Origin of the sequence: Stenotrophomonas maltophilia, assembly GCF_025642255.1 — a bacterium.
In the GTDB taxonomy this organism is placed as follows: Bacteria; Pseudomonadota; Gammaproteobacteria; order Xanthomonadales; family Xanthomonadaceae; genus Stenotrophomonas; species Stenotrophomonas maltophilia_P.
In genome coordinates this window covers 728224-753170 of sequence record NZ_CP106759.1, presented here as the reverse complement: position 1 = coordinate 753170, position 24947 = coordinate 728224, and the positions used below count along the sequence as shown (strand labels likewise).

Below are 24947 nucleotides of genomic sequence, written 5' to 3'. Positions count from 1 at the left end.
GCTTGGCGATTGAAGATGCTTCCGCGACCAGAAGCATCCGGGGAAGTCCTTGCCGTTGCCGGCAGGGACGAAAAACTCAGTCCACGTACAGCGAGCTGACCGACTCGCCGAAGGCGATGCGGCGCATCGTTTCGGCCAGCATCTCCGCCACGCTCAGCTGGCGGATCTTGCTGCACACCCGCGCTGCGTCCTTCAGCGGGATGGTATCGGTCACCACCAGCTCGTCGAGCTGGGAATTGGTGATGTTGTCCACCGCCGGGCCCGACAGCACCGCGTGGGTGCAGTAGGCGGCGACCTTGAGCGCACCGCGCGCCTTCAGGGCAGCGGCAGCGGCGCACAGGGTGCCGGCGGTGTCGACGATGTCATCGACCATCACGCAGGTCTTGCCTTCGACGTCACCGATGATGTTCATCACGGTGGAGACGTTGGCACGCGGACGGCGCTTGTCGATGATCGCCAGGTCGGCATCATCCAGGCGCTTGGCCACGGCACGGGCGCGGACCACGCCGCCCACGTCCGGCGACACCACGATCAGGTTTTCCGTGCCGTAGGCGCGCCAGATGTCGGCCAGCAGCAGCGGGGAGGCATAAACGTTGTCGACCGGAATATCAAAGAAGCCCTGGATCTGGTCGGCGTGCAGGTCGACCGTCAGCACGCGATCAGCGCCAGCGGTGCTGAACATCTTCGCCGCCAGCTTGGCGGTGATCGGCACACGCGAGGAACGCATGCGGCGATCCTGGCGCGAGTAACCGAAGTACGGCACCACGGCGGTCACGCTGTTTACCGATGCGCGCTTGAGCGCGTCGATCAGCACCAGCAGTTCCATCAGGTTTTCCGCGCTCGGTGCGCAGGTCGGCTGGATCACGAACACGTCCTGCTTGCGGACGTTCTCTTCGATCTCCACCTGCACTTCTCCATCGGAGAAATGAGAGACCAGCGCCTTGCCCGGGCGAACCCCCAGTTCCTTGCAGATGTTCTGCGCCAGACGTTTGTTGGCGTTGCCGGAAAAGACCAGCAGGTTCGGGGACTCTTGCATCATGATTGTCTCGGGCGGGGACGAGTGGCGGGGATCCGGTGGCGGCAAGGACCATGCCGGACCCTTGCTGCTGACAACACCGCGGTTGTTTCCACGTCCCGCGCGGATGATGCGCTGAAGGCGCGGACACAGCCGCATTGGCAGGGGCGGTAGGATTCGAACCTACGAATGCCAGGATCAAAACCTGGTGCCTTGGGCCTCTTGGCGACGCCCCTGCATTTGAAATCAGTGTTGCTCGAGTGCATCCAGCAGCGGCGAACGCGCAACGCCCGCAGCCACCCTGGCCCGCAACTCCTTCGGCAACTTCGCCCGCCCCTGCTGTGCGGCAGTCTGCGATGCGAATTCGACGAAACAACCACTTCCAGAACCGGTCAGTCGCGCGGTACCGATGTCGCTCAACGCGGCAAGTGCTGCCTCGACGGCAGGCTCGCGGCGGCGCAGCACCGGTTCGAACGCGTTCCCGACCAAGGCCCCGGAAGCGAAGTCGTCTATTTTCGCCACTGGGCTGTCGCGCGTCAAATCCGGGGCTGCGAACAGGACCGGGGTCGGAACATGAACGCCGGGCTCGACCACCACATACCAGGCCGGTGCCAGGGTGATCGGCTGCAGCCGCTCTCCCACACCTTCGGCCCAGGCGTTACGGCCACGCACGAACACCGGCACATCCGCGCCGAGGCGCAGGCCCAGCGCGGCCAACGCGTCCTCGTCCAGAGCGGCGTTCCAGAGCCGGTTCAGTGCCACCAGCACGGTGGCAGCGTCGGATGACCCACCGCCGAACCCACCACCGGCCGAAATATGCTTTTCGACGATGATGTCGACACCTTGGTCGATGTTGGCGACCTCTTTCAGCATGCGGGCGGCACGTACGGCCAAATCGTCGGCCTCGTCCACACCCGGCAATCCCTCACCCTGCCGACGTACCTGGCCGTCTTCACGCAGGCGCAGGCCGATGCGGTCCCCCCAATCCAGCAGGCGGAACACGGTCTGCAGCTCGTGATAGCCGTCGGCGCGGCGGCCGGTGATATGAAGGAACAGGTTCAGCTTGGCCGGGGCCGGCCACCAGGACCAGCCCGCATCCTCCGCACCCGCGCTCATGGCGCGCCCTGCCCCCACTGGTCCACCAGCAGGCGGACCTTGGCGTCTCCGCTGCTGGCTTCGATCCGGCGCGGCAGGGACGGGCGCCCGGCTTCGGCGGGGTACCAGTCCAGGTACTGGATCTGCCAGCCCATCTGCTGCATGCGGCGCGGGCGGCCTTCGCCATCACGCTCGACCTTGCCCGCGCCGGCGGGATCGGCAACCGCCAGCCCACGCACCCACTCGGGCAGGGAGTTGACCGGGATTTCCCAGCCCGTGGCCTCCAGCAGCAGCTGCTGCGCGTCCTCGCCTTCACGCGGGCCGCCGGCCAGTCCCTCCAGGCGACCGCCTCCATGCTGGCTGTCGCCGGTCAGCTTCCAGCTCTGACGGGTCACGGGTGCACTGAGCTCGATCACGTAGCGCCGCCCGGCCTGCTGCCAGTCGATGCGTCCACTGCCACCGTCCTTGCCCTTGCTGACCGCTACCCGGCCCTGGAAGGACCACTCCGGCTGCGCCTGCAGCGCCGCTACCCGAGCGGCTTCGGCCTGTGCCGCTTCCGCCGACACGGTCTCGACCACGGCCGGCGCCGGTGTCTTCTGGGTGCCCAGCGACGTACAGGCAGTCATGGCGACGGTCGCCACTGCCAACAGCAGCGGCCGGAACAGGGAAACACTCATGGATTGAATTTCTCGCGGGCACGCTGCAGCGCGCGGTTGTCGGGGTCGAGCCTGGCCGCTTCCTCGAAGAAGTGGCGGGCCTCGTCATGCCGGCCGAGCACCCACAGCACTTCGCCGACGTGTGCGGCGATCTCCGGATCCTTGGCCAGGGTCCACGCACGACGCAGCTGCACCAGCGCCTCTTCGTTGCGGCCCAGGCGATACAGCACCCAGCCATAGCTGTCGACGATGGCGGCATTGTCCGGCTCGGCCACGCGGGCACGGTCGATCAGTTCCAGCGCCTCCTGGTAGCGACCGGTGCGATCGGCCAGGGTGTAGCCCAGCGCATTCAGCGCCGGCACGTTCTCCGGCTCGGTGATCAGGATCTTGCGCAGGTCGGCCTCGGCACGGGCAATATCATCACGGCGTTCCCAGGCCAACGCACGCGCGTACAGCAGTGCATTCTCGTCCGGGTAAGCGGCCAGACCGCGGGCCAGCGCATCCAGTTCACCTGCATCGTCGCTGGCGCGCTGCCGCAGTTCCGCTTCCAGCAGATAGGCGTCGCGGCGCACCTCATCGTCCACGCCGGCATCGGACTGGATCGCGTGTACCTCGTCCAGCGCCAGGCTCTGGCGCCCGGCAAGCGCCTGTGCGCTCGCCGCCCGCAGGCGGGCCTCGCTCAGTTCGTCGCCGCCCGGCACGCTGTGATACCACTGCACCGCTTCCGGATAACGCTTCAGATACTCCGCGATCTTGCCCAGCAGCAGGCGCTGCGCCGGGTCCGGTTTGGCGGCCTGCCGCGACAGCTCGCTGTACAGGTTGGAAAGGGCCGCCTTGTCTCCCTGCTTGGCCAGCAGCGACGCCCGCATTCCCCAGGTCTGCACGTCCTGCGGCCCTACCGCCAGCACCCGCTCGGCGGCGGCCGGCTGGTTCAGGCTGTCGTAGGCAATGGCCACCGCGTTGCGCAGTTCCGGATCCTGGCGGGTCTTCGGTTCGACCTCGCGCAGCAGCGCCAGCGCGCGATCGGTCTGCCCCGCCTGCTGCAGCTGGCTGGCGCGCAGCAACGCCACGCGCGGCTCTTCCGGGAAGCGCTTGACCACCTCATCGATCATGCGCCGTGCCAGCTCCGGCTTTTCCATCCGCAGCGCCAGGCGACCGAATTCCTGCCAGGCCTCGATCTTCGGCGGGATGGCGTTGGCATCGACCAGCTCGCCCAGCACCTGCGCCGGCACGGCCGGATCGCGTCCACCGCCGACCAGCGCGGCCAGGGCAAACTTCCAGCCGCGGTCATCGCTGTCCTGCAGCAGGCTCTGCAGCTCGCTGCGGGCCGCCTTCACGTCGCCCTGGCGCATCGCCAGCGCACCGGCCGCGCTGCGCATGGCCAGCGAGCGTGGCGCGCGCTGCTGCCACAGGGCCAGGCCCTGGGCGGCGCTGGCATCGTCGTTGGCCAGCATGGAAATACGGGTCGCGCGCTCGGCCAGGCCGGCATCGCCGTCGCTGCGCTGGGCGGCCTGCAGGTACCAGCGCGCCGCCTCGGCCAGCTTGCCGGCCTGCAGGGCGAACTCGCCGGCCATCACCGGCTCCAGTGCCAGTTCCTCGGTGGCGGCGCCCCGCGCCGGGGGCTTGGCGGGCGCCGCCGACAGGGCCTGGCTGCACGCCAGGGACAGCAGCAGAACACTGGGGATGCGAATCAATGCGGGCATCGTCGGCATCGGGGCCTTAAAATGTCGTCCAATGGCCAGCAGCTTATCGCAAGCAACTGAACAATGACCCTGTGGGTGCTCGGACTGAATCACCAGACCGCGCCGGTGGAACTGCGCGAGCGCGCGGCCTTCGCCGGCGATGCCTTGCCGCGCGCGCTCGGTTCGCTGCGCGACACCCCGCAGATCGCCGAGGCGGTGCTGCTGTCCACCTGCAACCGCACGGAACTGTACGCGGTGGCCGATTCGGCGCAGGCGCTGGACCAGTGGCTGCGCAGCCAGGCCGGCGACCTGCAGGGCTACCTGTACCAGCATGCTGATGCCGACGCCGTGCGCCACCTGTTCCGGGTCGCGACGGGCCTGGACTCGATGGTGCTGGGTGAACCGCAGATCCTGGGCCAAGTGAAGGATGCCTGGTCAACCGCGCGCGACCACGGTCTGCTTGGCCAGCGCCTGGACCGGCTGTTCCAGCAGACGTTCTCCGTGGCCAAGCGTGCGCGCACCGATACCCAGGTCGGCGCCAACCCGGTGTCGGTCGCCTCGGCCGCGGTGCGCCTGGCGCAGAATGCCTTTGCCCGCCTGGATGATTCCACCGTGCTGCTGGTCGGTGCGGGGGAAACCATCGAGCTGGCCGCCCGCCACCTCAGCGAAGGCAAGGTGCGGCGGCTGCTGATCGCCAACCGCACGCTCGCCCATGCGCAGGAACTGGCCAGCCGTCATGGCGGCGTGGCCCTGCCGCTGACCGAGCTTGAACGCCATCTGGCCGAGGCCGACATCGTGTTCTCGGCCACCGCCGCACGCGAACCGGTGATCCACCGCGAGACCGTGGCCAATGCACTGCGTGCACGCCGGCACAAGCCGATGCTGCTGTTCGATCTGGCCGTGCCACGCGACATCGAGGCTGAGGTCGGCACGCTCAACGATGCCTTCCTGTACACCGTGGACGATCTGGAACGCGCGGTGGAAGACAATCGACGCGGCCGTCGCGAGGCGGCCGCCGAAGCCGAAGCGATCATCGACCTGCAGGTATCGCGCTTCGTCGAGACCCTGCAGGCCGGCGCCCACCACGCGCCCCTGCGGCAACTGCGTGCCTTCGGCGATGCCACCCGCGCCGAGCTGCTCGAACGTGCCCGTCAGCAGCTGGCCAACGGCAAGCCGGCCGAAGAGGTCATGGAACTGCTGGCCCACGGCCTGACCAACCGGCTCCTGCACCCCCCGACCGCTGCGTTGCGCGCGGCCGCGCTGAGCGGCGATGCCGACCTGACCCGCGCCGCCGAGCGCCTGTTCCCGGCAACGCCGGGTTACCGCCACCCACCCGTGAGAACCGATGACGCCGACCCTGCGCCGTAAGCTGGAAGCGCTGGCCGAGCGCCGCGAAGAACTGGAACGCCTGCTCGCCGAACCCGACGTGGTCGCCGACAACACCCGTTTCCGCGACCTTTCGCGCGAATTCGCCCAACTTGAACCGGTCGCCACCGCACTGGCCGACGAGGCGCGCGCCAAGGCCGACCTGGCCGCCGCCGAGGGCATGCGCGCCGATCCGGACCTGCGCGAGCTGGCCGATGAGGAAATCGCCTCGGCCCAGGCGCGCCTGCAGGAACTGGAGCAGGAGCTGGCCTTGCTGCTGGTGCCCCGCGACCCACGTGACGAGGGCAATCTGTTCCTGGAAGTCCGCGCCGGTACCGGTGGCGACGAAGCAGCGATCTTCGCCGGCGACCTGTTCCGCATGTACGCGCGCTATGCCGAGCGCCAGGGCTGGAAAGTCGAGATCGAGTCCGACAACCCCGGCGAGCACGGCGGCTACAAGGAAGTGGTGGCGCGCGTGGTCGGCCGTGGCGCCTTCTCGCGGCTGAAATTCGAATCCGGCACGCATCGCGTGCAGCGCGTGCCCGCCACCGAATCGCAGGGCCGCATCCACACCTCGGCGGCCACCGTGGCGATCATTCCGGAAGCGGACGAAGTCGATGACATCGTCATCAACCCCGCCGACCTGAAGGTCGACACCTTCCGCTCATCCGGTGCCGGTGGCCAGCACGTCAACAAGACCGAGTCGGCGATCCGCATCACCCACGTGCCGACCGGCGTGGTGGTCGAATGCCAGACCGAACGCAGCCAGCACGCGAACCGCGACAAGGCGATGAAACGCCTGAAGGCGCAGCTGCTCGACGCCGAGCGCCAGCGCCAGGACGCCGCGCAGGCCGAATCGCGCCGCCTGCAGGTCGGCAGTGGCGATCGCAGCCAGCGCATCCGCACCTACAATTTCCCGCAGGGGCGGATCACCGATCATCGCGTGGAAGGCCTGACCCTGTATGACCTGCCCAACATCCTCGCCGGCGATCTGGACCCGCTGCTGCAGCGCCTCAGCCACGAGCACCAGGTGGATGCCCTGGCCCAGCTGTCGGCGGGCTGACGTGTCGGCCTGGCAGCAGCGGCAACAACTGCAGCAGGCGATCGCGCGCCAGCCCGGTGACTTCGTCGCCTGGGTGATGCTGGCCGATCTGGAACTGGAAGCCGGCGACATCGGCGCAGGCGAGCAGGCCGCGCGGCGTGCACTGCAGCTGCGGCCGGACCATCCCGAGGCACTGGCCCGGCTGGGTCGCGTGGCATGGATGGCCGGTGCGCACGCCGACGCTGCGACGCTGCTGGGACAGGCTTCAGCGCGCGCTCCGGAGCATCCCGGCATCGCGCTGTGGCTGGGCCATGCCCTGGAAGATGCCGGCGACCCCGAGGGCGCGGCGGCCGCGTACCGGCGTGCACATGGGCTGATGCCCGACGAACCCTATATCGCCGCCCAGCGACTGGCATGGCAACGCCGCCTGTGCGACTGGCAGGACGTGGAGGCCCTGGCCGCGCAGGTGCGCGGCGCGGTCGCGACCGGGCAGGGCGCGATCGAGCCCTTTGCCTTCCTCAGCGAAGACGCCAGCGCCGCCGAGCAACTGGCCTGCGCCCGCACGCGCGCCGCAGCCGTGGCCGCATCGGTGCGGCCGATGCCCGCTGTGAAGGTACGGACGCAGGGAGCCCTGCGGATCGGCTTCCTCTCCAACGGCTTCGGCGCACATCCGACCGGGTTGTTGACCGTTGCCCTGCTCGAGCAGCTGGGCCGCCACCCGGAACTGCAGCTGCATCTGTTCGCACTGAACCGGGACGATGGCAGCCGCATCCGCCAGCGGCTGCAGGCGGCAACCCGGCTGCACGATCTGGCGGGGCGCCGCCATGCCGACATCGCTGCCGCCATCCGTGCACAGGGCATCGACCTGCTGTTCGACCTGCGTGGCTGGGGCGGTGGCGGCGCGCCGGAAGTGCTGGCGCTGCGCCCTGCCCCGCTGCAACTCAACTGGCTGGCCTATCCCGGCACATCCGGCGCACCGTGGCTGGATGCGGTGATCGCCGATGCGTTCGTCCTGCCAGCGGCGTTGGCGCCCCACCACAGCGAGCGCGTGGTGTACCTGCCGCGCGCGTTCCAGCCCTCGGACAACACCCGCGCGCTCGAGCCGGCACCGGATCGCGCCGCGTGCGGCCTGCCCGGACACGGCGTGGTGTTCTGCTGCTTCAACAACAGCTACAAGCTCAACCCGCGCAGCATGGGGCGGGCGTTCGCCGTCCTGGCGGCGGTGCCTGGCAGCGTTCTATGGCTGTTGTCCGGCCCCGGCCAGGCCGATGCGCGCCTGCGGGCAGCGGCGCAGGCAGCGGGTCTGGACCCGGCGCGGCTGGTGTTCATGCCCAAGCTGCCGCATCCACAGTATCTGGCCCGCTATCAACTGGCCGATCTGTTCCTGGATACACACCCGTACAACGCGCACACCACGGCCTCCGACGCACTGTGGGCGGGCTGCCCGGTACTCACCTGCCCGGGCGAGACCTTCGCCGCGCGCGTGGCCGGCAGCCTCAACCATCACCTGGGCCTGGCACGGATGAACGTTGCCGACGATGCGGCGTTCATCGCCACCGCCCGTGCGCTCGGCAACGATCCGGCAGCGCTGGCCGCACTGCGCGCCGAACTGGCACAGGCCCGCGCGCGTAGCGGCGTGTTCGACATGGCCGGTTTCGCCCGCGACCTTTCGGCACTGCTGCAGCAGCTGGCGCACGAGCAGGGCTGGCAGGGCGTCGACGGCGCCTGAGCAACCGCTGCGCTAGGCTGGGCCCTCCTTTCCGCGCGGCATGACGATGGGCAAGCTCAAACGCAAGGACTACGACGAACTTCTGCTGCCGTTGCAGCTGGAACTGACCGCGATGGCCCGCTGGGTGCAGCACAGCGGGCAGCGGTTGCTGGTGCTGTTCGAAGGCCGCGACACCGCCGGCAAGGGCGGCGCGATCCAGGCCATCAGCCAGCACCTCAATCCGCGCCAGTGCCGGGTGGTGGCGCTGCCCAAGCCGACCGACCGCGAGGCGACACAGTGGTACTTCCAGCGCTACGTCGGGCACCTTCCGGCGGCGGGTGAGATCGTGCTGATGGATCGAAGCTGGTACAACCGCGCAGGTGTCGAGCGGGTCATGGGCTACTGCAGCGAGAGCGAGTACCAGCAGTTCCTGCGCCAGGCCCCGGTGTTCGAGCAGCTGCTGGTGGATGACGGCATCCTGTTGTTCAAGTACTGGCTGTGCGTGGACCAGGAGCAGCAGGAGAAGCGCTTCGCCGAGCGCCATATCGATCCCCTCAAGGGCTGGAAGCTGTCACCGGTCGACCTGAAATCGCGCAGCAAGTACAGCGCCTATACCGAAGCACGGGAGGCCATGCTGCGTGCCACCCATCGCGAAGGTGCGCCGTGGACCCTGGTGGACTTCAACGACCAGCGGCTGGGCAGGCTGACCCTGGTACGCAACCTGCTGGACCGGTTGCCCGACACCCGCGTGGACGCGCCTCTGCCGGAGCTGCCGAATCTGAAGGGCAAGCTGCATCGCGAGCACTACGATGTGCTGAAGCCGATCGAGGACTTCCCGGTCGAGGAGTAGAGGTTGTCTGCAGGGCCTGCGGCCCTGCACCCGCTACGAGCAACGGCAGAAGCAGAAGCAGGTTTCCTGAGGGATGGCGGGGTGGGCCCGGTTGCGGGGGACGCCGTAAACCCATCCATGGGGGCTTGGCCGCGGCATCCATGCCGCGGACACCCCCGCCACCGGACCCACCCCGCCTTCGACAGTTTCCTGCGAGCTTCAGTAGATCCACGCATGGCGTCGATCTATCAGATTGCAGATATCTGTCAGAGGTGGGGCGGTGTCGGAGTGCGGGGTGTCAGCCGCATGGATGCGGCTGCCAAGCCTACAGGGACGTACTTGCGGCGTCCCCGCACTCCGACACCGCCCCGCCACCCCACGGTATGTCTGCCGTTGCTGTTGCTGTTGCTGTTGCGCGTAGCGGGTGCAGGGCCGCAGGCCCTGCCGGCACACCCACTACTTCGCAGCCGCGATCTGCTTCTCGATGTCGGCCGCCGTAACCGGGCCGAGGAAGCTGTGGGCCACCCGGCCCTGCGGATCGATCAGATGCGTCAGCGGCAGCCCCCGCGGCGTAGCGAAGTCCGCCGGCGGATCGAACGGATCGACGATCACGATCGGATAGGTCACCGGATGCTTGGTCAGGAACGACTGCATCTCCGGCACCTCGATGTCCTCATAGGCCAGGCCGACCACTTCGATGTTGCTGCGCATGGCGTGCAGCGCGGACAACTCCGGCATCTCCTTGCGGCATGGTGCGCACCACGTGGCCCAGAAATTCACCACCACCCACTTGCCCCGATGGGCCGCCAGGTCGTAATCGCTGCCATCGACGGCCTTCATCTTCAACGTGGGGAACTCGGCCGTGACACGCTCGGCCGGCGTGTCCTCGGCCGCAGGCGGTGCCGCCGGTGCGGGAGCCTGGGCCGGTGGCTGGCTGCTGGCCGGGGTCGTGTCCTGCGCAGGCTTGCAGGCCGCCAGGGCAAGCGCCACGGCCAATGGAACTGCCAGCAGCAGCGGAGTCGTGCGGGTCATGGGGTGTCTCCGGAATCGGGATAGATATCGCTCACGCGACGCTTGAGGCGCTCACGCAGAGGCAGGCGCAGTTCATCCAGCGCCGCCAGCGCGGCCTGGCCCAGGCTGTCTTCGCGGTAGGGCAGATGCTGCTCCGCCACCGGGATGCGCAGTTGGGTGCATTCGTACAGATCGGCCAGGCTGACCTGGTCCAGGTCGCGCGCGAGCAGCCATTCACCCCGCTCGTCGCGGCGCAGCAGGCCGATGGCCTCCAGTTTGCAGGCCAGGTCCTGCAGCAGCGAGTCGGTCAGCATCGGCTCCAGCCGCAGGATCTCGTCATCGGCCAGCCCCCTGCCCCGGGCACGTGCCTGGTGGAAGCGGCCGAGCAGGCGCAGCAGCCCATAGAATTCATAGCCCTGCGGCAGGCGCAGCTCGACCGGCTGGTAGCGGAACGCCGCCATCGACGATGCCAGCGATGCGCCAAGCAGCACCGCCACCCAGCACAGATAGATCCACAGCAGCAGGATCGGCACGAACGCGACCGTGCCATAGAGCTTCTGGTAGGACTGGAAACTGCCCAGGTAGGCACCGATGCCCCACTTCACCAGCTCCAGGATCACCGCCGCCAGGATCGCGCCGGGGACGGCGTGCCGCCATTTCACCGTATGGTGCGGCACGACCCGGAACATCAGGCTGATGCAGACGAATTCGATCAGCACCGGTGCCAGCCGCAGCGACAGGTCGGCCAGCCAGCGCCCCTCCTGGGTCCCGAACAGCGGCATTGCCAGTACCCGTGCCGACACTGCCAGCGAGGCGGCGGCAAGCATCGCGCCCAGGGTCAGCACGGTCCAGTAGACCAGGAAGCGGGTCAGCTTGGGCCGGGTCGATCCGACCCGCCAGATCTTGTTGAACGTCTCTTCCACGCTGTTGAGGGTGATCAGCAGCGAGACGACCAGGGCGATGAAGCCGGCCGCGGTGAGCTGGCCAGCGCTGGCCGAGAACTGCCGCAGGTAGCCTTCGGCGGCGCGTGCGGCATTGGGCACGAAGTTGGAGAAGACATAGTCGCTGAGCTGGTCGCTCCAGCGGTCGAAGACCGGGAAGGCCGAAAGCACGCCGAACACCACGATCGCCAGCGGAACCAGGGCGAATACCGTGGTGTAGGCCAGTGCGGCGGCCGCCTGGAACAGGCGGTCATCGAGAAAGCGGTGCCACAGGAAGCGGCCGAAGCTGGCGGCACGCGCACGATCGCGCGCGCGTTCCATCCATAGGTTGAGCGTATCCAGAGGTTCCATCGGCGCAAGGGTACCCGATGCGGAATGCACGCAGGATAGCCATACTGGCGTCCACACGATGAGGAGACCTGGGCACGATGGGCGAGATCCTGGTGCTTTACTACAGCCGCGGTGGCTCGGTGGCACGGCTGGCGCGCCAGATCGCGCGGGGAATCGGCGAGGTGCCGGGAATGGTGGCGCGGCTGCGCACGGTGCCGCCGGTGGCGGCCGTGACCCAGACCGCACAGCCGCCGGTGCCCGACGATGGCGCCCCCTACGTGAGCGTGCAGGATCTGGCCGACTGCCAGGGGCTGCTGCTGGGCAGTCCGACGCGGTTCGGCAACATGGCCGCGCCGGTCAAGCACTTCCTCGATGGACTCGGTGCTGAATGGGTCAATGGCACGCTTGCGGGTAAGCCCGCCGGCGTGTTCACCTCGACCGCATCAATGCACGGCGGGCAGGAATCGACCCTGCTGACCATGCAGGTGCCGTTGCTGCATCACGGCTGCCTGATCGTCGGCATTCCGTTCACCGAACCGGGTTTGAGCCACACCACCAGCGGCGGCACGCCCTACGGCGCCAGCCATGTGGCGGGAGCGGCCGACGACCCGCAGCCGACCGATGATGAGGCGGTGCTGGCGCGGGCGCTGGGCCGTCGCGTCGCCGATATCGCGCAGCGGCTGGCCCGATGAACGCCGCGCCGCGTACGGTTCTGCTGCTGGCCCTGATGGGCCTGGCCGCGCTGTTTGCAGGCTGGTTCATCAACGACAAGCACTGGCTGGCCACCCAGCTGGTGTTCACCGCCCCACCGCTTGCACTGGCCATCGCCCTGCGCCTGGGCTGGCGCAAGGCAGGGTTCTGGGCCTCCGTGCTGGCGCTGGGCTGGTTCAGCCATGGCGTGATGAGCGCCTGGAGCCACCCGGAAACGCGCTGGCTGGCCTTGCTCGAGATTGCCCTGGCACTGACCGTGATCTTCGCCGCCAGCCTGCCGGGCCTGCGTGCGCGCTTCGGCAGGCGACGCTGACGCTGCGCCTCCCGGGCCGTATCATCTGCGTTCCCGGCCCCGCGCCGCTGCACCTGTCCTGGTTTCGCGCATGCACATGATGGAAGAGCTCCTGGTCGTCACCACCGGTGGCACGATCGACAAGATCTACTTCGACGACAAGTCGGACTACCAGATCGGCGATCCGCAGATCGGCATGATCCTGCGCGAGCTGGGGGTGACGTTCCGCTTCAACGTGATTCCGATCCTGCGCAAGGACTCGCTGCACATCAACGATGAGGACCGCGAGCTGATCCGGGCCACCATCGCGGCGCAGCCGACCCGGCATGTGCTGGTGACCCATGGCACCGATTCGATGGTGCAGACCGGCAAGGTGCTGGCGACGATCGCGGACAAGACCATCGTGATGACCGGCGCGCTCAGTCCGGCACGTTTCCGCGGTTCGGACGCGGAGTTCAACATCGGCTGCGCGATCGGCGCGGTACAGTCGCTGCCGGCCGGCGTCTACATCGCGATGAACGGGCGGATTTTCGACCCGCAGCACGTGCGCAAGAACGTTGCCGCAAACCGCTTCGAATCGGTTTGAGGAACGGAGTGCCGACCAAGGTCGGCACCCACCACGACGCGGCGGCACGCACCACCGCGCGGCCCCATGCAAAAACGCCCCGGCCGAAGCCAGGGCGTGCCCTAGGAGAGGGTCTTGGGCTCAGTACTGGGCGTTGAGGGTCACGCCCGAGAAGGTGCTGTAGGCCTTCACCCGTACGTACCAGGTACCGGCAGCGGGGCTGTTGACCGTGCAGGTTTCGCTGTTGCCGCTCAGGTACGGACGGCACGTGTAGGCGGTATCGGTCGGCGCGCTGCCCTGCCGCAGGTACAGGTCGGCATCACCGCTGCCGCCGCTGATCGTCACCCGCAGCTGGCTGCTGCCGGACGGGACATTGACGGTGTAGTTCAGCGAAGCGCCCGATGCGGCACCCAGTCCGCTCACCGGTACGTTGTTCTGCAGCACGGTGCCGCCCGGGTTCGGGTTGCCACCGCCATTGATCGCTGCCGCCACTGCAGCATCGGCGTCGATGATGCCGGCGCCACAGCCACCCGAACAGGCACCCGGCAGCGGCCGAGCGGTGCTCTTGATGATGCTTTCCACCTGGGCCGGGCTCAGCGGGCTCGGTGCGACCGACTGCATCAGCGCGACCACGCCGGCCACGTGCGGTGCTGCCATCGAGGTGCCGTTGTACGAGGCATAGCTGGCGCTGCCCGGCGTGGTGGTGCCGGTGTTGAGAGTGGACAGGATGCCCTGGCCCGGCGCGGAGATGTCGATGCCCGTGCCGTAGTTGGAGAAGCTGGCACGTGCGCCCGCCGACGTGGTGGCCGCCACCGCGATCACGTTCGGGCAGTTGGCCGGTACCGATGAAGACACGTTGGTGTTGCTGTTGCCTGCGGCCACCACGACCGTGGTGCCACGGCCGACGGCGCCGTTGATCGCGTTCTGGTAGGTGGTCGAGCAGCTGCCGCCACCACCCAGCGAGAGGTTGATGACCTCGGCCGGATTGGCATTGGCCGGCACGCCGCTGACACTGCCGCCGGAGGCCCACACGATGGCGTCGGCGATGTCGGAGGTGTAGCCACCGCACTTGCCGAGCACGCGCACCGGCACGACCTTGGCATTGAAGGCAGTACCCGCCACGCCGGTGCTGTTGTTGGTCACCGCTGCGACGGTGCCGGCAACGTGGGTGCCGTGCCAGCTGGAGTTGGAGGCCGGGTAGCCTGCGCCACATTCGTTGGCGGCGTACCAGTCACCCTCGTCGTTGGGATTGCTGTCGCGGCCACCGCCGTCGCGTGCCATTGCCGCGTCGCTGATGAAGTCATAGCCGGGCAGGATGTTGGCGTTCAGATCGGGGTGGTTGGTGATGCCGGTGTCGATCACCGCGACGACCACGCCGGTGCCGGTGGCCTTGTCCCAGGCCGGGCGCACGTTGATCGAGGCGTTGGACGTACCGAACCCCCACTGTTCGCTGAAGCGGGTGTCGTTCGGCGTCAGCGTCGCGCGCATGATCTGGTCGACTTCCACGTATTCGACGTTGGGGTCGGCAGCGAGCTTGCGCATCAGCAGCTCGGATTCGGCCTGGTCCAGCGGACGATCGGTCCTGACCAGGGTTGGGCCGACGGCCAGCTTGCGGACCTGCTGCAGGCCCAGCGCGCGGCCCTGGCTGCTGGCAAGGCCCGCAGCCGCTGTCTTCAGCGACGATGCCAGGGCGGTGGTGTTGGCCACCGGCGCACTGCCGTCGCGATACTTGACGATGAAACGCTGGTGCGTCGGCGCGGACTGCAGCCCGCTGAGCTGGACATCACCGGCCAGCGCAGGCGTGGCCAGCAGCAGCGATGAAAGAACGGAAGCACCAAGGACCACCCACACTCGACGCACACGCGGTTGCGTTACCTGGGACATCGTATTTCCCTTTCTAGTGGTGTGAATGCCGGAATCGGCAGAAACACCGGCCCGAACCATGGGCTGGCTTGCGTTGGCGAGGTCCGGAGTCCGGCGAGCCAGCGGATCCCCCTTACGATCCGCCGTGCCGATGACGCTAATGGCCTAAACCGGACACCACAATATTTTCAGTGTCTTTTCAGGAACATGAAATGTTCGATCTGAGACTTTCCGGGTCGAGGGTTTGTGAAGATGAAGGAACTTTCGCGCCACGCGCACGAACCTGACTGGGCAGATGTCCTGTCCACCGATGACTTTGCCGACATCGGCGGCCGGCCTTCCCTGTAAACGACGAAGGCCCGTCGCGGGGACGGGCCTTCGGGGAACAGCGCCGCCGGGCATGGGCCCGGCGCTACAGCCTAGCGGGAGGATCAGCCCAGCCTGACCAGCCAGTTGTGACGGTCCGGGAGGCGGCCGTACTGGATGTCGGTCAGTTCCTTGCGCAGCGACATGGTCACTTCGCCGGCCGGCGCGTTGAGGTCGCCCACCGAGAAGCCTTCGCCCTTGAGCTGGCCGATCGGAGTCACCACCGCAGCGGTGCCGCAGGCGAACACCTCGCTGATCGCACCGGATGCAACGCCGTCCTTCCACTCGTCGATGCTGACCTTGCGCTCCTCGACCTTCATGCCGCGGTCGCGGGCCAGCTGCAGGATGCTCTCGCGGGTGATGCCTTCCAGGATGCTGCCCGACAGCTGCGGCGTGACCAGGGTGCCGTCCTTGTAGACCAGGAAGACGTTCATGCCGCCCAGTTCCTCCAGGTACTTGCCCTCGACCGGGTCGAGGAACAGCACCTGCGAGCAGCCCTGCGCCTGGGCCTTCTGCTGCGGCAGCAGCGAGGCGGCGTAATTGCCACCGCACTTGGCCGCGCCGGTGCCGCCCTTGGCCGCACGCGCATATTCGGTGGACAGCCAGATCGACACCGGTGCCACGCCCTTGGCGAAGTACGGACCGGCCGGGCTGGCGATGACGTAATAGCCGGCCTTGTGCGCGCCACGCACGCCGAGGAAGGCCTCGTCGCCAATCATGAACGGGCGGAAGTACAGGCTGGACTCATCCGCCGACGGCACCCAGGCGCTGTCCACGGCGATCAGCTGTTTCAGCGACTCGACGAAGATCTCCACCGGCAGTTCCGGCAGCGCCAGGCGCTGTGCCGAGCGCTGCAGGCGACGGCCGTTGGCGTCCGGACGGAAGGTCCAGATCGAGCCGTCGGCATGACGGTAGGCCTTGATGCCTTCGAAGATCTCCTGGCCGTAATGCAGCACGGCCGCTGCCGGGTCCAGCTGCAACGGGCCATAGGCACGCACGTTGGCGTTGTGCCAGCCGGTGTCCTTGTCCCACCGCACTTCCACCATGTGGTCGGTGAAGTGCAGGCCGAAACCCGGCTTCTCCAGAATCGTGGCGCGCTCTTCAGCGCTGCGCGGGTGGTCCGAACGGGTGACGGCGAAGCTGGGGATGGACTGGGACACCGGAGGATTCCTGTTCTGGTTGCGGGTAGTGCCGGGCCCGCGTCACTGCGGGCCCTGGGTCAAAGCATGCCGGTCTCGAGACGGGCCGCCTCGGACATCATGTGCTGGTTCCATGGCGGATCGAACACCAGCTCGACGTCGGCCTCGGCCACGGTCGGGATCATTTCCAGCTTGCTGCGCACGTCGTCGACCAGGATGTCACCCATGCCGCATGCGGGCGCGGTCAGGGTCATCTTCACGTCGATCTCGCGCTGGCCCTCGTCCAGATGCTTGATCTCGACCTCGTAGACGAGGCCCAGTTCGACGATGTTCACCGGAATTTCCGGATCGAAGCAGGTGCGAAGCTGCTGCCATACCAGTTGCTCCACCTGTTCGTCGGTGGCGTCGGCCGGCAGTTCCAGCGGAGCGGGTGCTTCCTTGCCGATGGCGTCGCCATCCTTGCCGGCGATGCGGAACAGGTTGCCTTCGACGAATACCGAATAGCTGCCGCCCAGCGCCTGGGTGATGTACCCATAGCTGCCGGCGGGCAGGGTCACGGTGTCGCCCTGCGGGACCATCACGGCCTCGCAATCGCGTTCGAAGTGGACAGGTTCGCTGCTACGGGAATACATGGGGACCGATATGGGGCCGTGGCCATGGCCACGCAAGACGGCATTCTAGCCCAGCCGTCCTGCGCCCGCCGGTGCACCGCGGCAAACCACAGTATCCTGTGGGTGACTTTCAGGAAGCTTCGATGTCCTCCAATGCCGCGCGTGCCAGGACCGTGACCTGGCTCTGGCCCTTCATGCTGCTGCTGGGCCTGGTTGTTGCTCCCCTCGCCTGGATGCTGCTGGCCCTGATGACCGGCCGCCAGGTCGGCTGGATGGCAGTGCTGACCGCTCTGGAACTGGTGTTCATGCTGCGTCTGGGCACACTCGGTCCCGGCCGTCTTCGCGTGGCCCTGGTGGTGGCCGGCACGCTGCTGGTGGCGGCGGTGGCGAACTGGGCGATCGCCAGCGCCTGGATGGGCGGCTCGATGGGACTCAACCCCTGGGACGCCTCGCTGCGCATGGGCCCGCATCTGGCCTGGACGCTGATCAACCTGGCCAATGGCGCGATGGAATGGCTGTGGCTGGCGATCGGCGTGGCCGTCGGCGCCTGGCTGGCGCGCTGATCGCACCTGATTCGGGTAGCGCCGGGCCATGCCCGGCGAACGCAGCGGCCCGCGCAGCAGGCGCCGGGCATGGCCCGGCGCTGCCGGTACAGCTCAATGCCCGCCGTCGAGTGCCTTCAGCTCGCTGACCAGCGACGCTGCCGCCTCAGCGCCGTCCCCGTACAGCATGCGCGTGTTGTCGGCGTAGAACAGCGCATTCTCGATCCCGGCAAAGCCGGTCCCGCGACCGCGCTTGATCACCACCACGTTGCGTGCGTTGATCACGTCCAGCACCGGCATGCCGTAGATCGGACTGGCCGGATCGGTACGTGCGACCGGATTGACCACGTCGTTGGCGCCGATCACCAGCACCACATCGGTACTGGTGAACTCGGGATTGATGTCGTCCATGTCGGCGATCAGGTCGTACGGCACACCGGCCTCGGCCAGCAGCACGTTCATGTGCCCGGGCATGCGCCCGGCGACCGGATGGATGGCGAACTTCACCTTGACCCCGCGCTGCCCCAACCGCTGTGCCAGTTCCCAGATCTTGTGCTGGGCCTGGGCCACGGCCATGCCGTAACCGGGCACGATCACCACGCGCTCGGCGAAGGCCATCATTGCCGCCACATCGGCCGCCTCGATCGGCTTCTGCGCGCCGGTGATCGCCTGTGCCTCTCCGCCTGCACCCCCCCCGAAATTGGAGAACAGCACGTTGCGGATAGGCCGGTTCATCGCCTTGGCCATCAGGCGGGTCAGCAGGATGCCCGCCGCGCCGACCATCATGCCGGCGATGATCAAGGCCTCGTTGCCCAGCACGTAGCCCTCGAAGGACACCGCCAGACCGGTGAATGCGTTGTACAGCGAGATCACCACCGGCATGTCGGCGCCACCGATCGGCAGCGTCATCAGCACGCCCAGTGCCAGTGCCAGCACGAAGAAGGCGATGATCGCCCAGGTGCTGAGCGTGCTGGCCGCGACGATGGCCAGCACCACCACCGCCAGCGCCACCACCAGGTTCAACGCCTGCTGCCCTGGCCAGGTGACCCGCTTGTCGAGGCGGCCATCCAGCTTGGCCCAGGCGATCACGGAGCCGGACAGCGACACCGCGCCGATCGCGGCGCCGACCACCGCCAGCAGCAGCACGGTGGTGGAAGGCTGGCGCGCGGCAAGGTCGGCCAGCGCCTGTTCGCTCCAATGGGTGGTATCGCGATGGGCCAGGAAGGCGTAGCGCAGCAGTTCGACCGCACCGATCGCCGCCGCCGAACCACCGCCCATGCCGTTGTACAGCGCCACCATCTGCGGCATGTCGGTGACCGCGACCTTGCCGGCCGACCACCAGGCCAGGCCGGCACCCAGCAGCAGCGCGACCAGGATAAGCGGCACGTTGTGCAGGTCGGGCAGGAAGAAGGTGGCCGCGGTGGCCAGCAGCATGCCCAGCCCGGCCCAGCGGATGCCGCTGCGCGCGGTCAGCGGCGAGGCCATCCGCTGCAGGCCGAGCAGGAAGAGCGTGGCGGCCACCAGGTAGCTGGCCTTGACCAGCCAATCGAGCAGTTCGACGGTGCTGATGTTCAAGCCTGCGGCTCCTTCGGTTCGTCCTTGCCTGCCCGCGGCGCGCTCGGCCTGAACATCTCCAGCATGCGCGCGGTGACCACGTAGCCGCCGGCGGCGTTACCGGCACCGAGCACCACGGCGATGAAGCCCAAGGCCTTTTCCAGCGGCGTCTGTGCGTGGCCGAGCACCACCATCGCGCCGATCAGCACGATGCCGTGGATGAAATTGGAACCCGACATCAGCGGGGTGTGCAGGATCACCGGCACCCGCGAAATGATCACGTGGCCGGCGATGGCGGCCAGCATGAAGATGTACAGCGCCACGAACCCGTCACTCATCAGCAACGCTCCCGCTCTGTCTTCGTCGGCCCATCATAACCATGGGCTGAACCCGGCGCGCATCCTCGTCAACCGGGGCCGCGCTCACGCGTTGTCGATGGTGACCCCGAGCAAGGAACCGTACCCTGTGCTGGTGAGCAGCCCCGTCCCCCCGACCGCCGACACCGATGCCCTGCCGGCGTCGCTGGAAGCGTTCCTGGCGAGCATCGGCCCGCGCGCGTTCCGCTTCGCCGAGGCCGGCCTGCGCCAGCGCGAGGATGCCCTGGACGCCGTGCAGGATGCCCTGCTGCGCATGCTGGACTATGCCGACAAGCCCGCCAGCGAATGGGCGCCCCTGTTCTGGAGCATCCTGCGCCGGCGGGTGATCGACCTGCAGCGCCGACGCCGCTTCCGCCTCCCGTTCTGGCGCGACAACCAGGATGCCGACGGTGCCGACATCGACTGGGCCGACCCCGGCCCTACCCCGGCGCAGGCGCACGAGCAGCACCAGCAGTACCAGCAGCTGGTGCAGGCGCTGCGTACGCTGCCCGCCCGCCAGCGCGAAGCGTTCACCCTGCGCGTGCTGCAGGAACTGGACGGCGCCACCACCGCCCGCGCCATGGGCTGCAGCGAAGGCGCGGTAAAGACCCATCTCGCACGCGCCCGGCAGGCGCTGCAGGATTATCTGGAGAACCCCCCGTGAACCGCTCCCTGCCCTCCGATGACGCCTTGCGGCGACTGCATGCGCATTCTCTGCAGGCGCTGTCGCCGGCAACGCTGTCGCGCTTGCGCCAGGCCCGCCAGGGCGCCCATGCAGCCCATCGTGGGCGCTGGCGCTGGTGGCTGGCCAGCGCCTGCTCGCTGGTGGTGGCGCTGGGGATCGGCGTGCAGTTCACCGGTCCGGACGTGCCGACGCGGCCAGCGCCGGTACCGACCGTTGCCGCAGTGGAAGACAACAGCGCGCTGTACGACGAGAATCCCGATCTGTACCTGTGGCTGGGCGACACCGACCTGGCGATGGAGTGAATCATGCTGCGACATCTCTCCCTGCCCCTGCTGATCGCCCTGGCGCTGCTGCCTGCAGCACCGGCGCTGGCGCAGACCCATGCGCCCGCGCCGCCCGCTCCCGGTGCTCCACTGCCTGCCTGGGATCAGCTCAGCCCCGCCCAGCGCGAGGCGGTGCTGGCCCCGCTGCGCGACCGCTGGAACGGCGCCGATGCCGGTCAGCGCCAGCGCATGCTGGCCCATGGCCAGCGCTGGCAGTCCATGAGCCCGGAAGAGCGCGACAAGGCCCGCCGTGGCCTGCGCCGGTTCGAGCACATGAGCCCGGAACAGCGTGAACAGGCACGCGCACTGTTCGGGCAGATGCGCCAGCTGCCCCCTGCCCAGCGCGACGCCCTGCGCGATCGCTGGTCCCGGATGACGCCGGAGGAGCGTCGCGACTGGGTGCGGGACAACCCGCCACCGGCAAAGCCGCGGTAGGCCTTCGGGATACAGGGGTCAGATCCCTTTGCCAGAGGCAAAGGGATCTGACCCCATGTCATTCACGCCTGCCAGCGCGTCTTTGCCAGCAGTTCGTCTTCCCAGTCGAAGCTCAGCTGCCCTTCGCGTACGAACAGGGCAACGAAATTGAGCAGGTTGCGCGCATACATCTCGCTGGCCTGGGTCGCACCCCGGCTGGCCAGGCCCAGCGGTCCATCGATGGTCACGCCCTGGTGTTCAATGCACTGCCCCGGCTGGGTCAGCGCGCAGTTGCCGCCGCTCTCGGCCGCCAGATCGACGATCACACTGCCCGCCGCCATGCCTTCCACCATCGCCGCAGTAACGATGGTCGGTGCCGGACGGCCCGGCACGGCTGCGGTACAGATCACTACATCGACGCTGCGCAGATGGTCGGCCAGCCGCCGCTGCTGCTCGGCCCGTTCTTCCTCGGTCAGCGCCCGCGCGTAGCCGCCCTCGCCCGCCGCGCTGACGCCCAGGTCGAGGAAGCGTGCGCCCAGCGACTGGATCTGCTCGCGCGTTTCCGGCCGCACATCGAATCCTTCCACCTGGGCGCCGAGGCGGCGCGCAGTAGCGATCGCCTGCAATCCTGCAACGCCGGCGCCGATCACCAGCACCTTGGCCGGACGCACGGTACCGGCCGCGGTGGTCAGCATCGGGAAGAAGCGCGGTGCACGCTCGGCTGCGATGAGCGCAGCCTTGTAGCCCGCCATGCCGGCCTGCGAACTGAGCACATCCATCGCCTGCGCACGGGTGGTGCGCGGCAACAGCTGCAGCGGGAACAGCAGCAGGCGGTCCTCGCTGGCCAGCGCCGCCAGTGTCGGATCGCTGGCCGGCGTCAGCAGGCCGACCACGGCTGCGCCGGGCTTGAGCCGGGCCAGCACCTGCGCCGGCGGCGCCTGCACGCATAGAAGAATGTCGATCTCGCCCCAGCGACCGTCATCGAATGCACGTGCGCCCGCGTCCTGATAGGCGGCGTCGGGAAAACCGGCGGCCTCGCCCGCACCGGTTTCGTACCAGACGGTGACGCCCAGTGCGGCGAGCTTGCGCGCGGTCTCCGGCGTCAACGCTACGCGCCGTTCGCCCGGCGCGGTCTCCTTGATCCCCAGCAACGCCACGGCCATGCAGGTCCCCGCTGATCGGTGAGTTTTCCCGATCCTAGCAGGCGGCTCCCGCTCAGTGCAGGGTGGCGTTGCCCGGGTCGAGGCGGTCGATCACGCCCTGCATGGCGCTGTCGAAGGCGCCATCGTCGACATGCGCACGCAGGCGGCCCAGCCGCACCATCACCGCCAGTTCCTCCGGCGAAGCCACGCAGAAGCGCACGCCACGCCGGTTGACGAACAGCAGCCGGGAAGAAATCGGGCTCACCCAGGACAGCTTGCCGGCCTGCACCTTGCCGTCCTTGTCGACGAAGTCCAGCCAACTGCCGATCTCCATCCGGCGGAAGCGATCGGCATCGGCATTGTCGAAATCGTCGGTATCCACCTGGCTGCCCAGTTCGACCGTCGGCGAGTCCGCAACCGGCGGCATGGGCAGGACAACCTGCGGCAGCTCCGGCAGCGCACGTTCCAGCTCCGGCCGTGACTCGGCGATGCCCTGCAGGGTGTCATGCAGTGCATCGATGGCCGAGGTTGCCGCATCGCCGTGTACGCCGACACTGGCGAACACCTTGGCCAGCACCGGCTGCCAGGCTTGCAGCCAGGGCTTGCCGATGATCTGCCGGCGCGCTTCGGCCACTTCCTCCAGCAGGCCATCGCCCAGGGCCAGGGCTTCGGCGACCGATGCACCGTCTTCGCCCTCGCGCAGCAGCGCCAGGGTCAGGTGGTGCTGCCACGGCTGGCGCAGGAACTCGGCGATGGCCGGTGGCAGGGTGGCATCGCCTATGCGGCGATCCAGCTCGGTGGCCGCGCGCGTGCGGGCCATTTCCAGCTTTTCCTGGCCGCGCTGCGTTTCGGCTGCGCGCCGCTCGGCAATCTCGACGCGGCGACGGTGCTGCACCAGGAAGTCGCGGAACTCCTCTTCCAGGGTGAGGAAGATGGCCAGGTTCTCGTTGAACTCGGCGACCAGGCGCTCGATGATCTCCTCCACCTTGGCCATCAGCATGCGCTCGGCCTGGCTCTCGCCGGTGTTGCCTTCGCAGGCCTCGGCCAACGAATTGAGCAGCTTGCGCGCCGGATGGGTCTTCTGCACGAACATGCGGCGGTCGAGCATGGCGACCTTGACGAAGGGCACCACCAGGCGGCCGATCAGTTCGCGCGAGCGACCCTCCAGTTCGCGTTCATCCAGCATGACGTCGAACAGCATGCCGACCAGGTCGATCGCGTCCTCGTCCTGCGGATCCAGGCGGGTCTGGCCCGGGTCGACGCCCAGCCGGGTGGCGCTGGACAACACCTCGCTCTTCAGGCGCTGCGCGAGCGACTCACCATCCTCACCGATCGCCGCACGCAGCGTGGCGCTGGGGGTCGCCTGCAGCAGCGACAGCACCGACATCATCTCGCGCTGGCTCAACGGGCGCTGCTGGCCCACGGCCACCTGCGCGGCCGATGTTGCGTCCTCACGCACGTGGCGCGTCTGCTGCAGCAGTTCCTGCAGCGCTTCCAGCAACATCCCCTGCTGGCCATAGGCCTCGCTGCCGGCGGCGCCGGGACCGTCCCCACCGGCCTGCTGAAGGTGGCCTCGGCGCTCGGACCAGCGCGCGGCGAAGCGCTGCGCCCACGCCGGTGCGGCCTGCTCGTCATCGCTGAAATCGCTGTCGAACCCCGGCACCGGGCGCTGTTCGACCAGATCGTCCAGCCCCTGCGGTGAACGCGGGCCCGATGCCGCCGGGGTGCGGCGCACCGCGCCCATCTGCGACATCACGCCGGCCGCCGCGAGCTGCTCGTCCAGCTTGTCGTAGATCCGGCCGACCGGCGCGCGCAGGTCGCGCTCGCACAGCTTGATCAGCACCAGGTGGACTTCCGGCGCCAGTTCGCAGCCGGCGAAGGCCTCGTGGATGGCCACGCCCAGATGTTCCGGGCTGATCGGGTTCAGGTCGGCATCCAGCGGCACATCGCCGGCCAGCCAGCCCAGGCGGCGGTCCAGCCGCGCCAGAACCGGCTTGAAATCACGCAGCAGCACCGTGGCGAAGTTGCGCACCGCCAGCCGCGATTCGAGCACGTGCTCGGCCAGCAGGCTCAGGCCATCCTCGGCCGGGCCGGACAGGGTCGCATCCGCCGACAGTGGCTCTCCGGCAACCAGAGCCGCCCAGGCGCGTTGCAGATGGCCGGCAAAGGCCGCCGCTATCTCCTCGCGCCGCCGGCGCAGCTCGCGCATCGCATCAAGGAACAGCAGCTGCGAGGCGCCGGCATTGCCGGCACGGTCGAACAGGGCGTCGTCGAAGCGCGCCAGTGCCGCCCCGAAGGCCTGGCACAGCGCGGGCAGGACGGCGTCACGGGCAAGCTGGAACTGGGCCGGGTCACGACCCGACGTTCCCAACGGTGTGGGCGCGCTCATCATTCGGGAAGGCTCCCCACCTTCTCTGGTGCGACAGACAACATGGACATCGCGACGACCGGCACACCCCATGTACCGATACGTCGATGGTAGGCCGGCCCGCCCCTCACGGACAGTGAAACAGTCCTCACTTCAAACCTCGTGACCCACGGCCCGGCAAGAGGGATATCGTAAGCCGTGCAAGGCCCGCGAGGCGAGAGGAAGCCGGCGTCCGATTGCCGCCAGTGGCATGATGTTCATCACAGTTTGATAGTGAGGGGACAGACGCCGCAGCCACGGCGTCATCGACCACCGCGACTATAATCAAATGCCCGTGATGAC

General features: G+C 68.2%; 24 protein-coding genes and 1 tRNA gene. 11 read left to right on the top strand and 14 right to left on the bottom strand.

Annotated features, from left to right (window positions below; all coding sequences use genetic code 11):
- Positions 1-76: 76 nt before the first annotated feature.
- The 5 genes from N8888_RS03385 to N8888_RS03365 form a co-directional block, all read right to left on the bottom strand.
- Positions 77-1036 carry a ribose-phosphate diphosphokinase gene (locus N8888_RS03385; RefSeq protein ID WP_053520289.1) on the bottom strand — a complete coding sequence of 320 codons (960 nt, stop codon included), beginning with the start codon at positions 1034-1036 and terminating at the stop codon, positions 77-79.
- Between the two features lie 138 nt (positions 1037-1174).
- Positions 1175-1251: transfer RNA gene (locus tag N8888_RS03380), tRNA-Gln, on the bottom strand.
- Positions 1252-1261: 10 nt separating this feature from the next.
- Positions 1262-2131: a 4-(cytidine 5'-diphospho)-2-C-methyl-D-erythritol kinase gene (gene ispE, locus N8888_RS03375; protein WP_053520287.1), complete on the bottom strand. Its 870-nt coding sequence runs from the start codon at positions 2129-2131 to the stop codon at positions 1262-1264.
- On the bottom strand, positions 2128-2787 hold the full coding sequence (lolB, locus tag N8888_RS03370) for a lipoprotein insertase outer membrane protein LolB (protein ID WP_065182863.1): 660 nt from the start codon (positions 2785-2787) through the stop codon (positions 2128-2130). Before lolB ends, ispE begins: the two co-directional genes overlap by 4 nt.
- A complete protein-coding gene (locus tag N8888_RS03365) occupies positions 2784-4469 on the bottom strand; it encodes a tetratricopeptide repeat protein (RefSeq protein WP_180875739.1) in 1686 nt (561 codons plus the stop codon). The genes lolB and N8888_RS03365 overlap by 4 nt, the downstream gene beginning before the upstream one ends.
- Before the next feature lie 63 nt (positions 4470-4532).
- On the opposite strand from N8888_RS03365, the gene hemA reads away from it, so the two are divergent.
- Genes hemA through ppk2 form a run of 4 tightly spaced genes read left to right on the top strand, consistent with a single transcriptional unit; the run spans position 4533 to position 9413 of the window.
- Complete coding sequence (gene hemA / locus N8888_RS03360) at positions 4533-5816, top strand: glutamyl-tRNA reductase (protein WP_053520284.1); 1284 nt, start codon at positions 4533-4535, stop codon at positions 5814-5816.
- Entirely contained in the window at positions 5794-6876 is a 1083-nt protein-coding gene (gene prfA, locus N8888_RS03355; protein ID WP_053520283.1) for a peptide chain release factor 1, read from the top strand. The genes hemA and prfA overlap by 23 nt, the downstream gene beginning before the upstream one ends.
- Position 6877: 1 nt before the next feature.
- Complete coding sequence (locus N8888_RS03350) at positions 6878-8584, top strand: O-linked N-acetylglucosamine transferase, SPINDLY family protein (RefSeq protein ID WP_263177556.1); 1707 nt, start codon at positions 6878-6880, stop codon at positions 8582-8584.
- A 46-nt stretch (positions 8585-8630) separates the two neighbouring features.
- On the top strand, positions 8631-9413 hold the full coding sequence (ppk2, locus tag N8888_RS03345) for a polyphosphate kinase 2 (protein ID WP_263177554.1): 783 nt from the start codon (positions 8631-8633) through the stop codon (positions 9411-9413).
- Between the two features lie 435 nt (positions 9414-9848).
- Here ppk2 and N8888_RS03340 read toward each other — a convergent pair whose 3' ends face one another.
- Positions 9849-10424: a TlpA family protein disulfide reductase gene (locus tag N8888_RS03340; RefSeq protein WP_263177551.1), complete on the bottom strand. Its 576-nt coding sequence runs from the start codon at positions 10422-10424 to the stop codon at positions 9849-9851.
- A complete protein-coding gene (locus N8888_RS03335; RefSeq protein WP_053519156.1) occupies positions 10421-11695 on the bottom strand; it encodes a YihY family inner membrane protein in 1275 nt (424 codons plus the stop codon). Before N8888_RS03335 ends, N8888_RS03340 begins: the two co-directional genes overlap by 4 nt.
- 77 nt (positions 11696-11772) lie before the next feature.
- On the opposite strand from N8888_RS03335, the gene wrbA reads away from it, so the two are divergent.
- The 3 genes from wrbA (at position 11773) to N8888_RS03320 (ending at position 13263) form a co-directional block, all read left to right on the top strand.
- The gene (gene wrbA / locus N8888_RS03330) at positions 11773-12366 is read left to right on the top strand and encodes an NAD(P)H:quinone oxidoreductase (protein WP_053519154.1); all 594 of its coding nucleotides are present in this window, start codon (positions 11773-11775) and stop codon (positions 12364-12366) included.
- Positions 12363-12698: a DUF2069 domain-containing protein gene (locus tag N8888_RS03325; protein WP_065175995.1), complete on the top strand. Its 336-nt coding sequence runs from the start codon at positions 12363-12365 to the stop codon at positions 12696-12698. Before wrbA ends, N8888_RS03325 begins: the two co-directional genes overlap by 4 nt.
- A 79-nt stretch (positions 12699-12777) precedes the next feature.
- Positions 12778-13263: an asparaginase domain-containing protein gene (locus N8888_RS03320; RefSeq protein ID WP_053519164.1), complete on the top strand. Its 486-nt coding sequence runs from the start codon at positions 12778-12780 to the stop codon at positions 13261-13263.
- A gap of 120 nt (positions 13264-13383) precedes the next feature.
- Here the strand turns inward: N8888_RS03320 and N8888_RS03315 are convergent, their stop codons facing one another.
- The 3 genes from N8888_RS03315 to sufT all read right to left on the bottom strand — a co-directional run bounded on the left by N8888_RS03315 (position 13384) and on the right by sufT (position 17242).
- Positions 13384-15126 carry a serine protease ExpR gene (locus N8888_RS03315; RefSeq protein ID WP_053519150.1) on the bottom strand — a complete coding sequence of 581 codons (1743 nt, stop codon included), beginning with the start codon at positions 15124-15126 and terminating at the stop codon, positions 13384-13386.
- 410 nt (positions 15127-15536) lie between these two features.
- A complete protein-coding gene (locus tag N8888_RS03310; RefSeq protein ID WP_053519148.1) occupies positions 15537-16631 on the bottom strand; it encodes a branched-chain amino acid aminotransferase in 1095 nt (364 codons plus the stop codon).
- Positions 16632-16690: 59 nt separating this feature from the next.
- The gene (gene sufT / locus N8888_RS03305) at positions 16691-17242 is read right to left on the bottom strand and encodes a putative Fe-S cluster assembly protein SufT (RefSeq protein WP_004144911.1); all 552 of its coding nucleotides are present in this window, start codon (positions 17240-17242) and stop codon (positions 16691-16693) included.
- Positions 17243-17364: 122 nt separating this feature from the next.
- On the opposite strand from sufT, the gene N8888_RS03300 reads away from it, so the two are divergent.
- Positions 17365-17784 carry a hypothetical protein gene (locus tag N8888_RS03300; RefSeq protein WP_053519146.1) on the top strand — a complete coding sequence of 140 codons (420 nt, stop codon included), beginning with the start codon at positions 17365-17367 and terminating at the stop codon, positions 17782-17784.
- Between the two features lie 93 nt (positions 17785-17877).
- Here N8888_RS03300 and N8888_RS03295 read toward each other — a convergent pair whose 3' ends face one another.
- Together N8888_RS03295 and N8888_RS03290 are read right to left on the bottom strand one after the other, a co-directional pair.
- On the bottom strand, positions 17878-19338 hold the full coding sequence (locus tag N8888_RS03295) for an NAD(P)(+) transhydrogenase (Re/Si-specific) subunit beta (protein ID WP_193396238.1): 1461 nt from the start codon (positions 19336-19338) through the stop codon (positions 17878-17880).
- On the bottom strand, positions 19335-19655 hold the full coding sequence (locus N8888_RS03290) for an NAD(P) transhydrogenase subunit alpha part 2 (protein WP_053519142.1): 321 nt from the start codon (positions 19653-19655) through the stop codon (positions 19335-19337). Before N8888_RS03290 ends, N8888_RS03295 begins: the two co-directional genes overlap by 4 nt.
- A 97-nt stretch (positions 19656-19752) precedes the next feature.
- Between N8888_RS03290 and N8888_RS03285 the strand changes: the two genes are divergently transcribed.
- The 3 genes from N8888_RS03285 to N8888_RS03275 are packed head-to-tail and all read left to right on the top strand — an operon-like array spanning position 19753 to position 21116.
- A complete protein-coding gene (locus N8888_RS03285; RefSeq protein ID WP_081284450.1) occupies positions 19753-20337 on the top strand; it encodes an RNA polymerase sigma factor in 585 nt (194 codons plus the stop codon).
- Positions 20334-20660 carry a hypothetical protein gene (locus N8888_RS03280; protein ID WP_053519138.1) on the top strand — a complete coding sequence of 109 codons (327 nt, stop codon included), beginning with the start codon at positions 20334-20336 and terminating at the stop codon, positions 20658-20660. Before N8888_RS03285 ends, N8888_RS03280 begins: the two co-directional genes overlap by 4 nt.
- 3 nt (positions 20661-20663) lie before the next feature.
- On the top strand, positions 20664-21116 hold the full coding sequence (locus tag N8888_RS03275; protein WP_197572412.1) for a DUF3106 domain-containing protein: 453 nt from the start codon (positions 20664-20666) through the stop codon (positions 21114-21116).
- Between the two features lie 62 nt (positions 21117-21178).
- On the opposite strand, the gene N8888_RS03270 is transcribed toward N8888_RS03275, so the two are convergent.
- Together N8888_RS03270 and N8888_RS03265 are read right to left on the bottom strand one after the other, a co-directional pair.
- Positions 21179-22258, bottom strand: coding sequence for an NAD(P) transhydrogenase subunit alpha (locus tag N8888_RS03270; RefSeq protein ID WP_111186078.1), 1080 nt, complete (start codon positions 22256-22258; stop codon positions 21179-21181).
- Positions 22259-22310: 52 nt separating this feature from the next.
- Positions 22311-24629: a PacR family protein gene (locus tag N8888_RS03265; protein WP_262217990.1), complete on the bottom strand. Its 2319-nt coding sequence runs from the start codon at positions 24627-24629 to the stop codon at positions 22311-22313.
- Positions 24630-24947 lie beyond the last annotated feature (318 nt).

Coding starts and splice junctions, on each gene's coding strand:
- N8888_RS03385 (WP_053520289.1), bottom strand. CDS start 1,036: ATGCAAGAGTCCCCGAACCTGCTGGTCTTTTCCGGCAACGCCAACAAA.
- ispE (WP_053520287.1), bottom strand. CDS start 2,131: ATGAGCGCGGGTGCGGAGGATGCGGGCTGGTCCTGGTGGCCGGCCCCG.
- lolB (WP_065182863.1), bottom strand. CDS start 2,787: ATGAGTGTTTCCCTGTTCCGGCCGCTGCTGTTGGCAGTGGCGACCGTC.
- N8888_RS03365 (WP_180875739.1), bottom strand. CDS start 4,469: ATGCCCGCATTGATTCGCATCCCCAGTGTTCTGCTGCTGTCCCTGGCG.
- hemA (WP_053520284.1), top strand. CDS start 4,533: ATGACCCTGTGGGTGCTCGGACTGAATCACCAGACCGCGCCGGTGGAA.
- prfA (WP_053520283.1), top strand. CDS start 5,794: ATGACGCCGACCCTGCGCCGTAAGCTGGAAGCGCTGGCCGAGCGCCGC.
- ppk2 (WP_263177554.1), top strand. CDS start 8,631: ATGGGCAAGCTCAAACGCAAGGACTACGACGAACTTCTGCTGCCGTTG.
- N8888_RS03340 (WP_263177551.1), bottom strand. CDS start 10,424: ATGACCCGCACGACTCCGCTGCTGCTGGCAGTTCCATTGGCCGTGGCG.
- N8888_RS03335 (WP_053519156.1), bottom strand. CDS start 11,695: ATGGAACCTCTGGATACGCTCAACCTATGGATGGAACGCGCGCGCGAT.
- wrbA (WP_053519154.1), top strand. CDS start 11,773: ATGGGCGAGATCCTGGTGCTTTACTACAGCCGCGGTGGCTCGGTGGCA.
- N8888_RS03325 (WP_065175995.1), top strand. CDS start 12,363: ATGAACGCCGCGCCGCGTACGGTTCTGCTGCTGGCCCTGATGGGCCTG.
- N8888_RS03320 (WP_053519164.1), top strand. CDS start 12,778: ATGGAAGAGCTCCTGGTCGTCACCACCGGTGGCACGATCGACAAGATC.
- N8888_RS03315 (WP_053519150.1), bottom strand. CDS start 15,126: ATGTCCCAGGTAACGCAACCGCGTGTGCGTCGAGTGTGGGTGGTCCTT.
- sufT (WP_004144911.1), bottom strand. CDS start 17,242: ATGTATTCCCGTAGCAGCGAACCTGTCCACTTCGAACGCGATTGCGAG.
- N8888_RS03300 (WP_053519146.1), top strand. CDS start 17,365: ATGTCCTCCAATGCCGCGCGTGCCAGGACCGTGACCTGGCTCTGGCCC.
- N8888_RS03290 (WP_053519142.1), bottom strand. CDS start 19,655: ATGAGTGACGGGTTCGTGGCGCTGTACATCTTCATGCTGGCCGCCATC.
- N8888_RS03285 (WP_081284450.1), top strand. CDS start 19,753: ATGGTGACCCCGAGCAAGGAACCGTACCCTGTGCTGGTGAGCAGCCCC.
- N8888_RS03275 (WP_197572412.1), top strand. CDS start 20,664: ATGCTGCGACATCTCTCCCTGCCCCTGCTGATCGCCCTGGCGCTGCTG.
- N8888_RS03270 (WP_111186078.1), bottom strand. CDS start 22,258: ATGGCCGTGGCGTTGCTGGGGATCAAGGAGACCGCGCCGGGCGAACGG.
- N8888_RS03265 (WP_262217990.1), bottom strand. CDS start 24,629: ATGATGAGCGCGCCCACACCGTTGGGAACGTCGGGTCGTGACCCGGCC.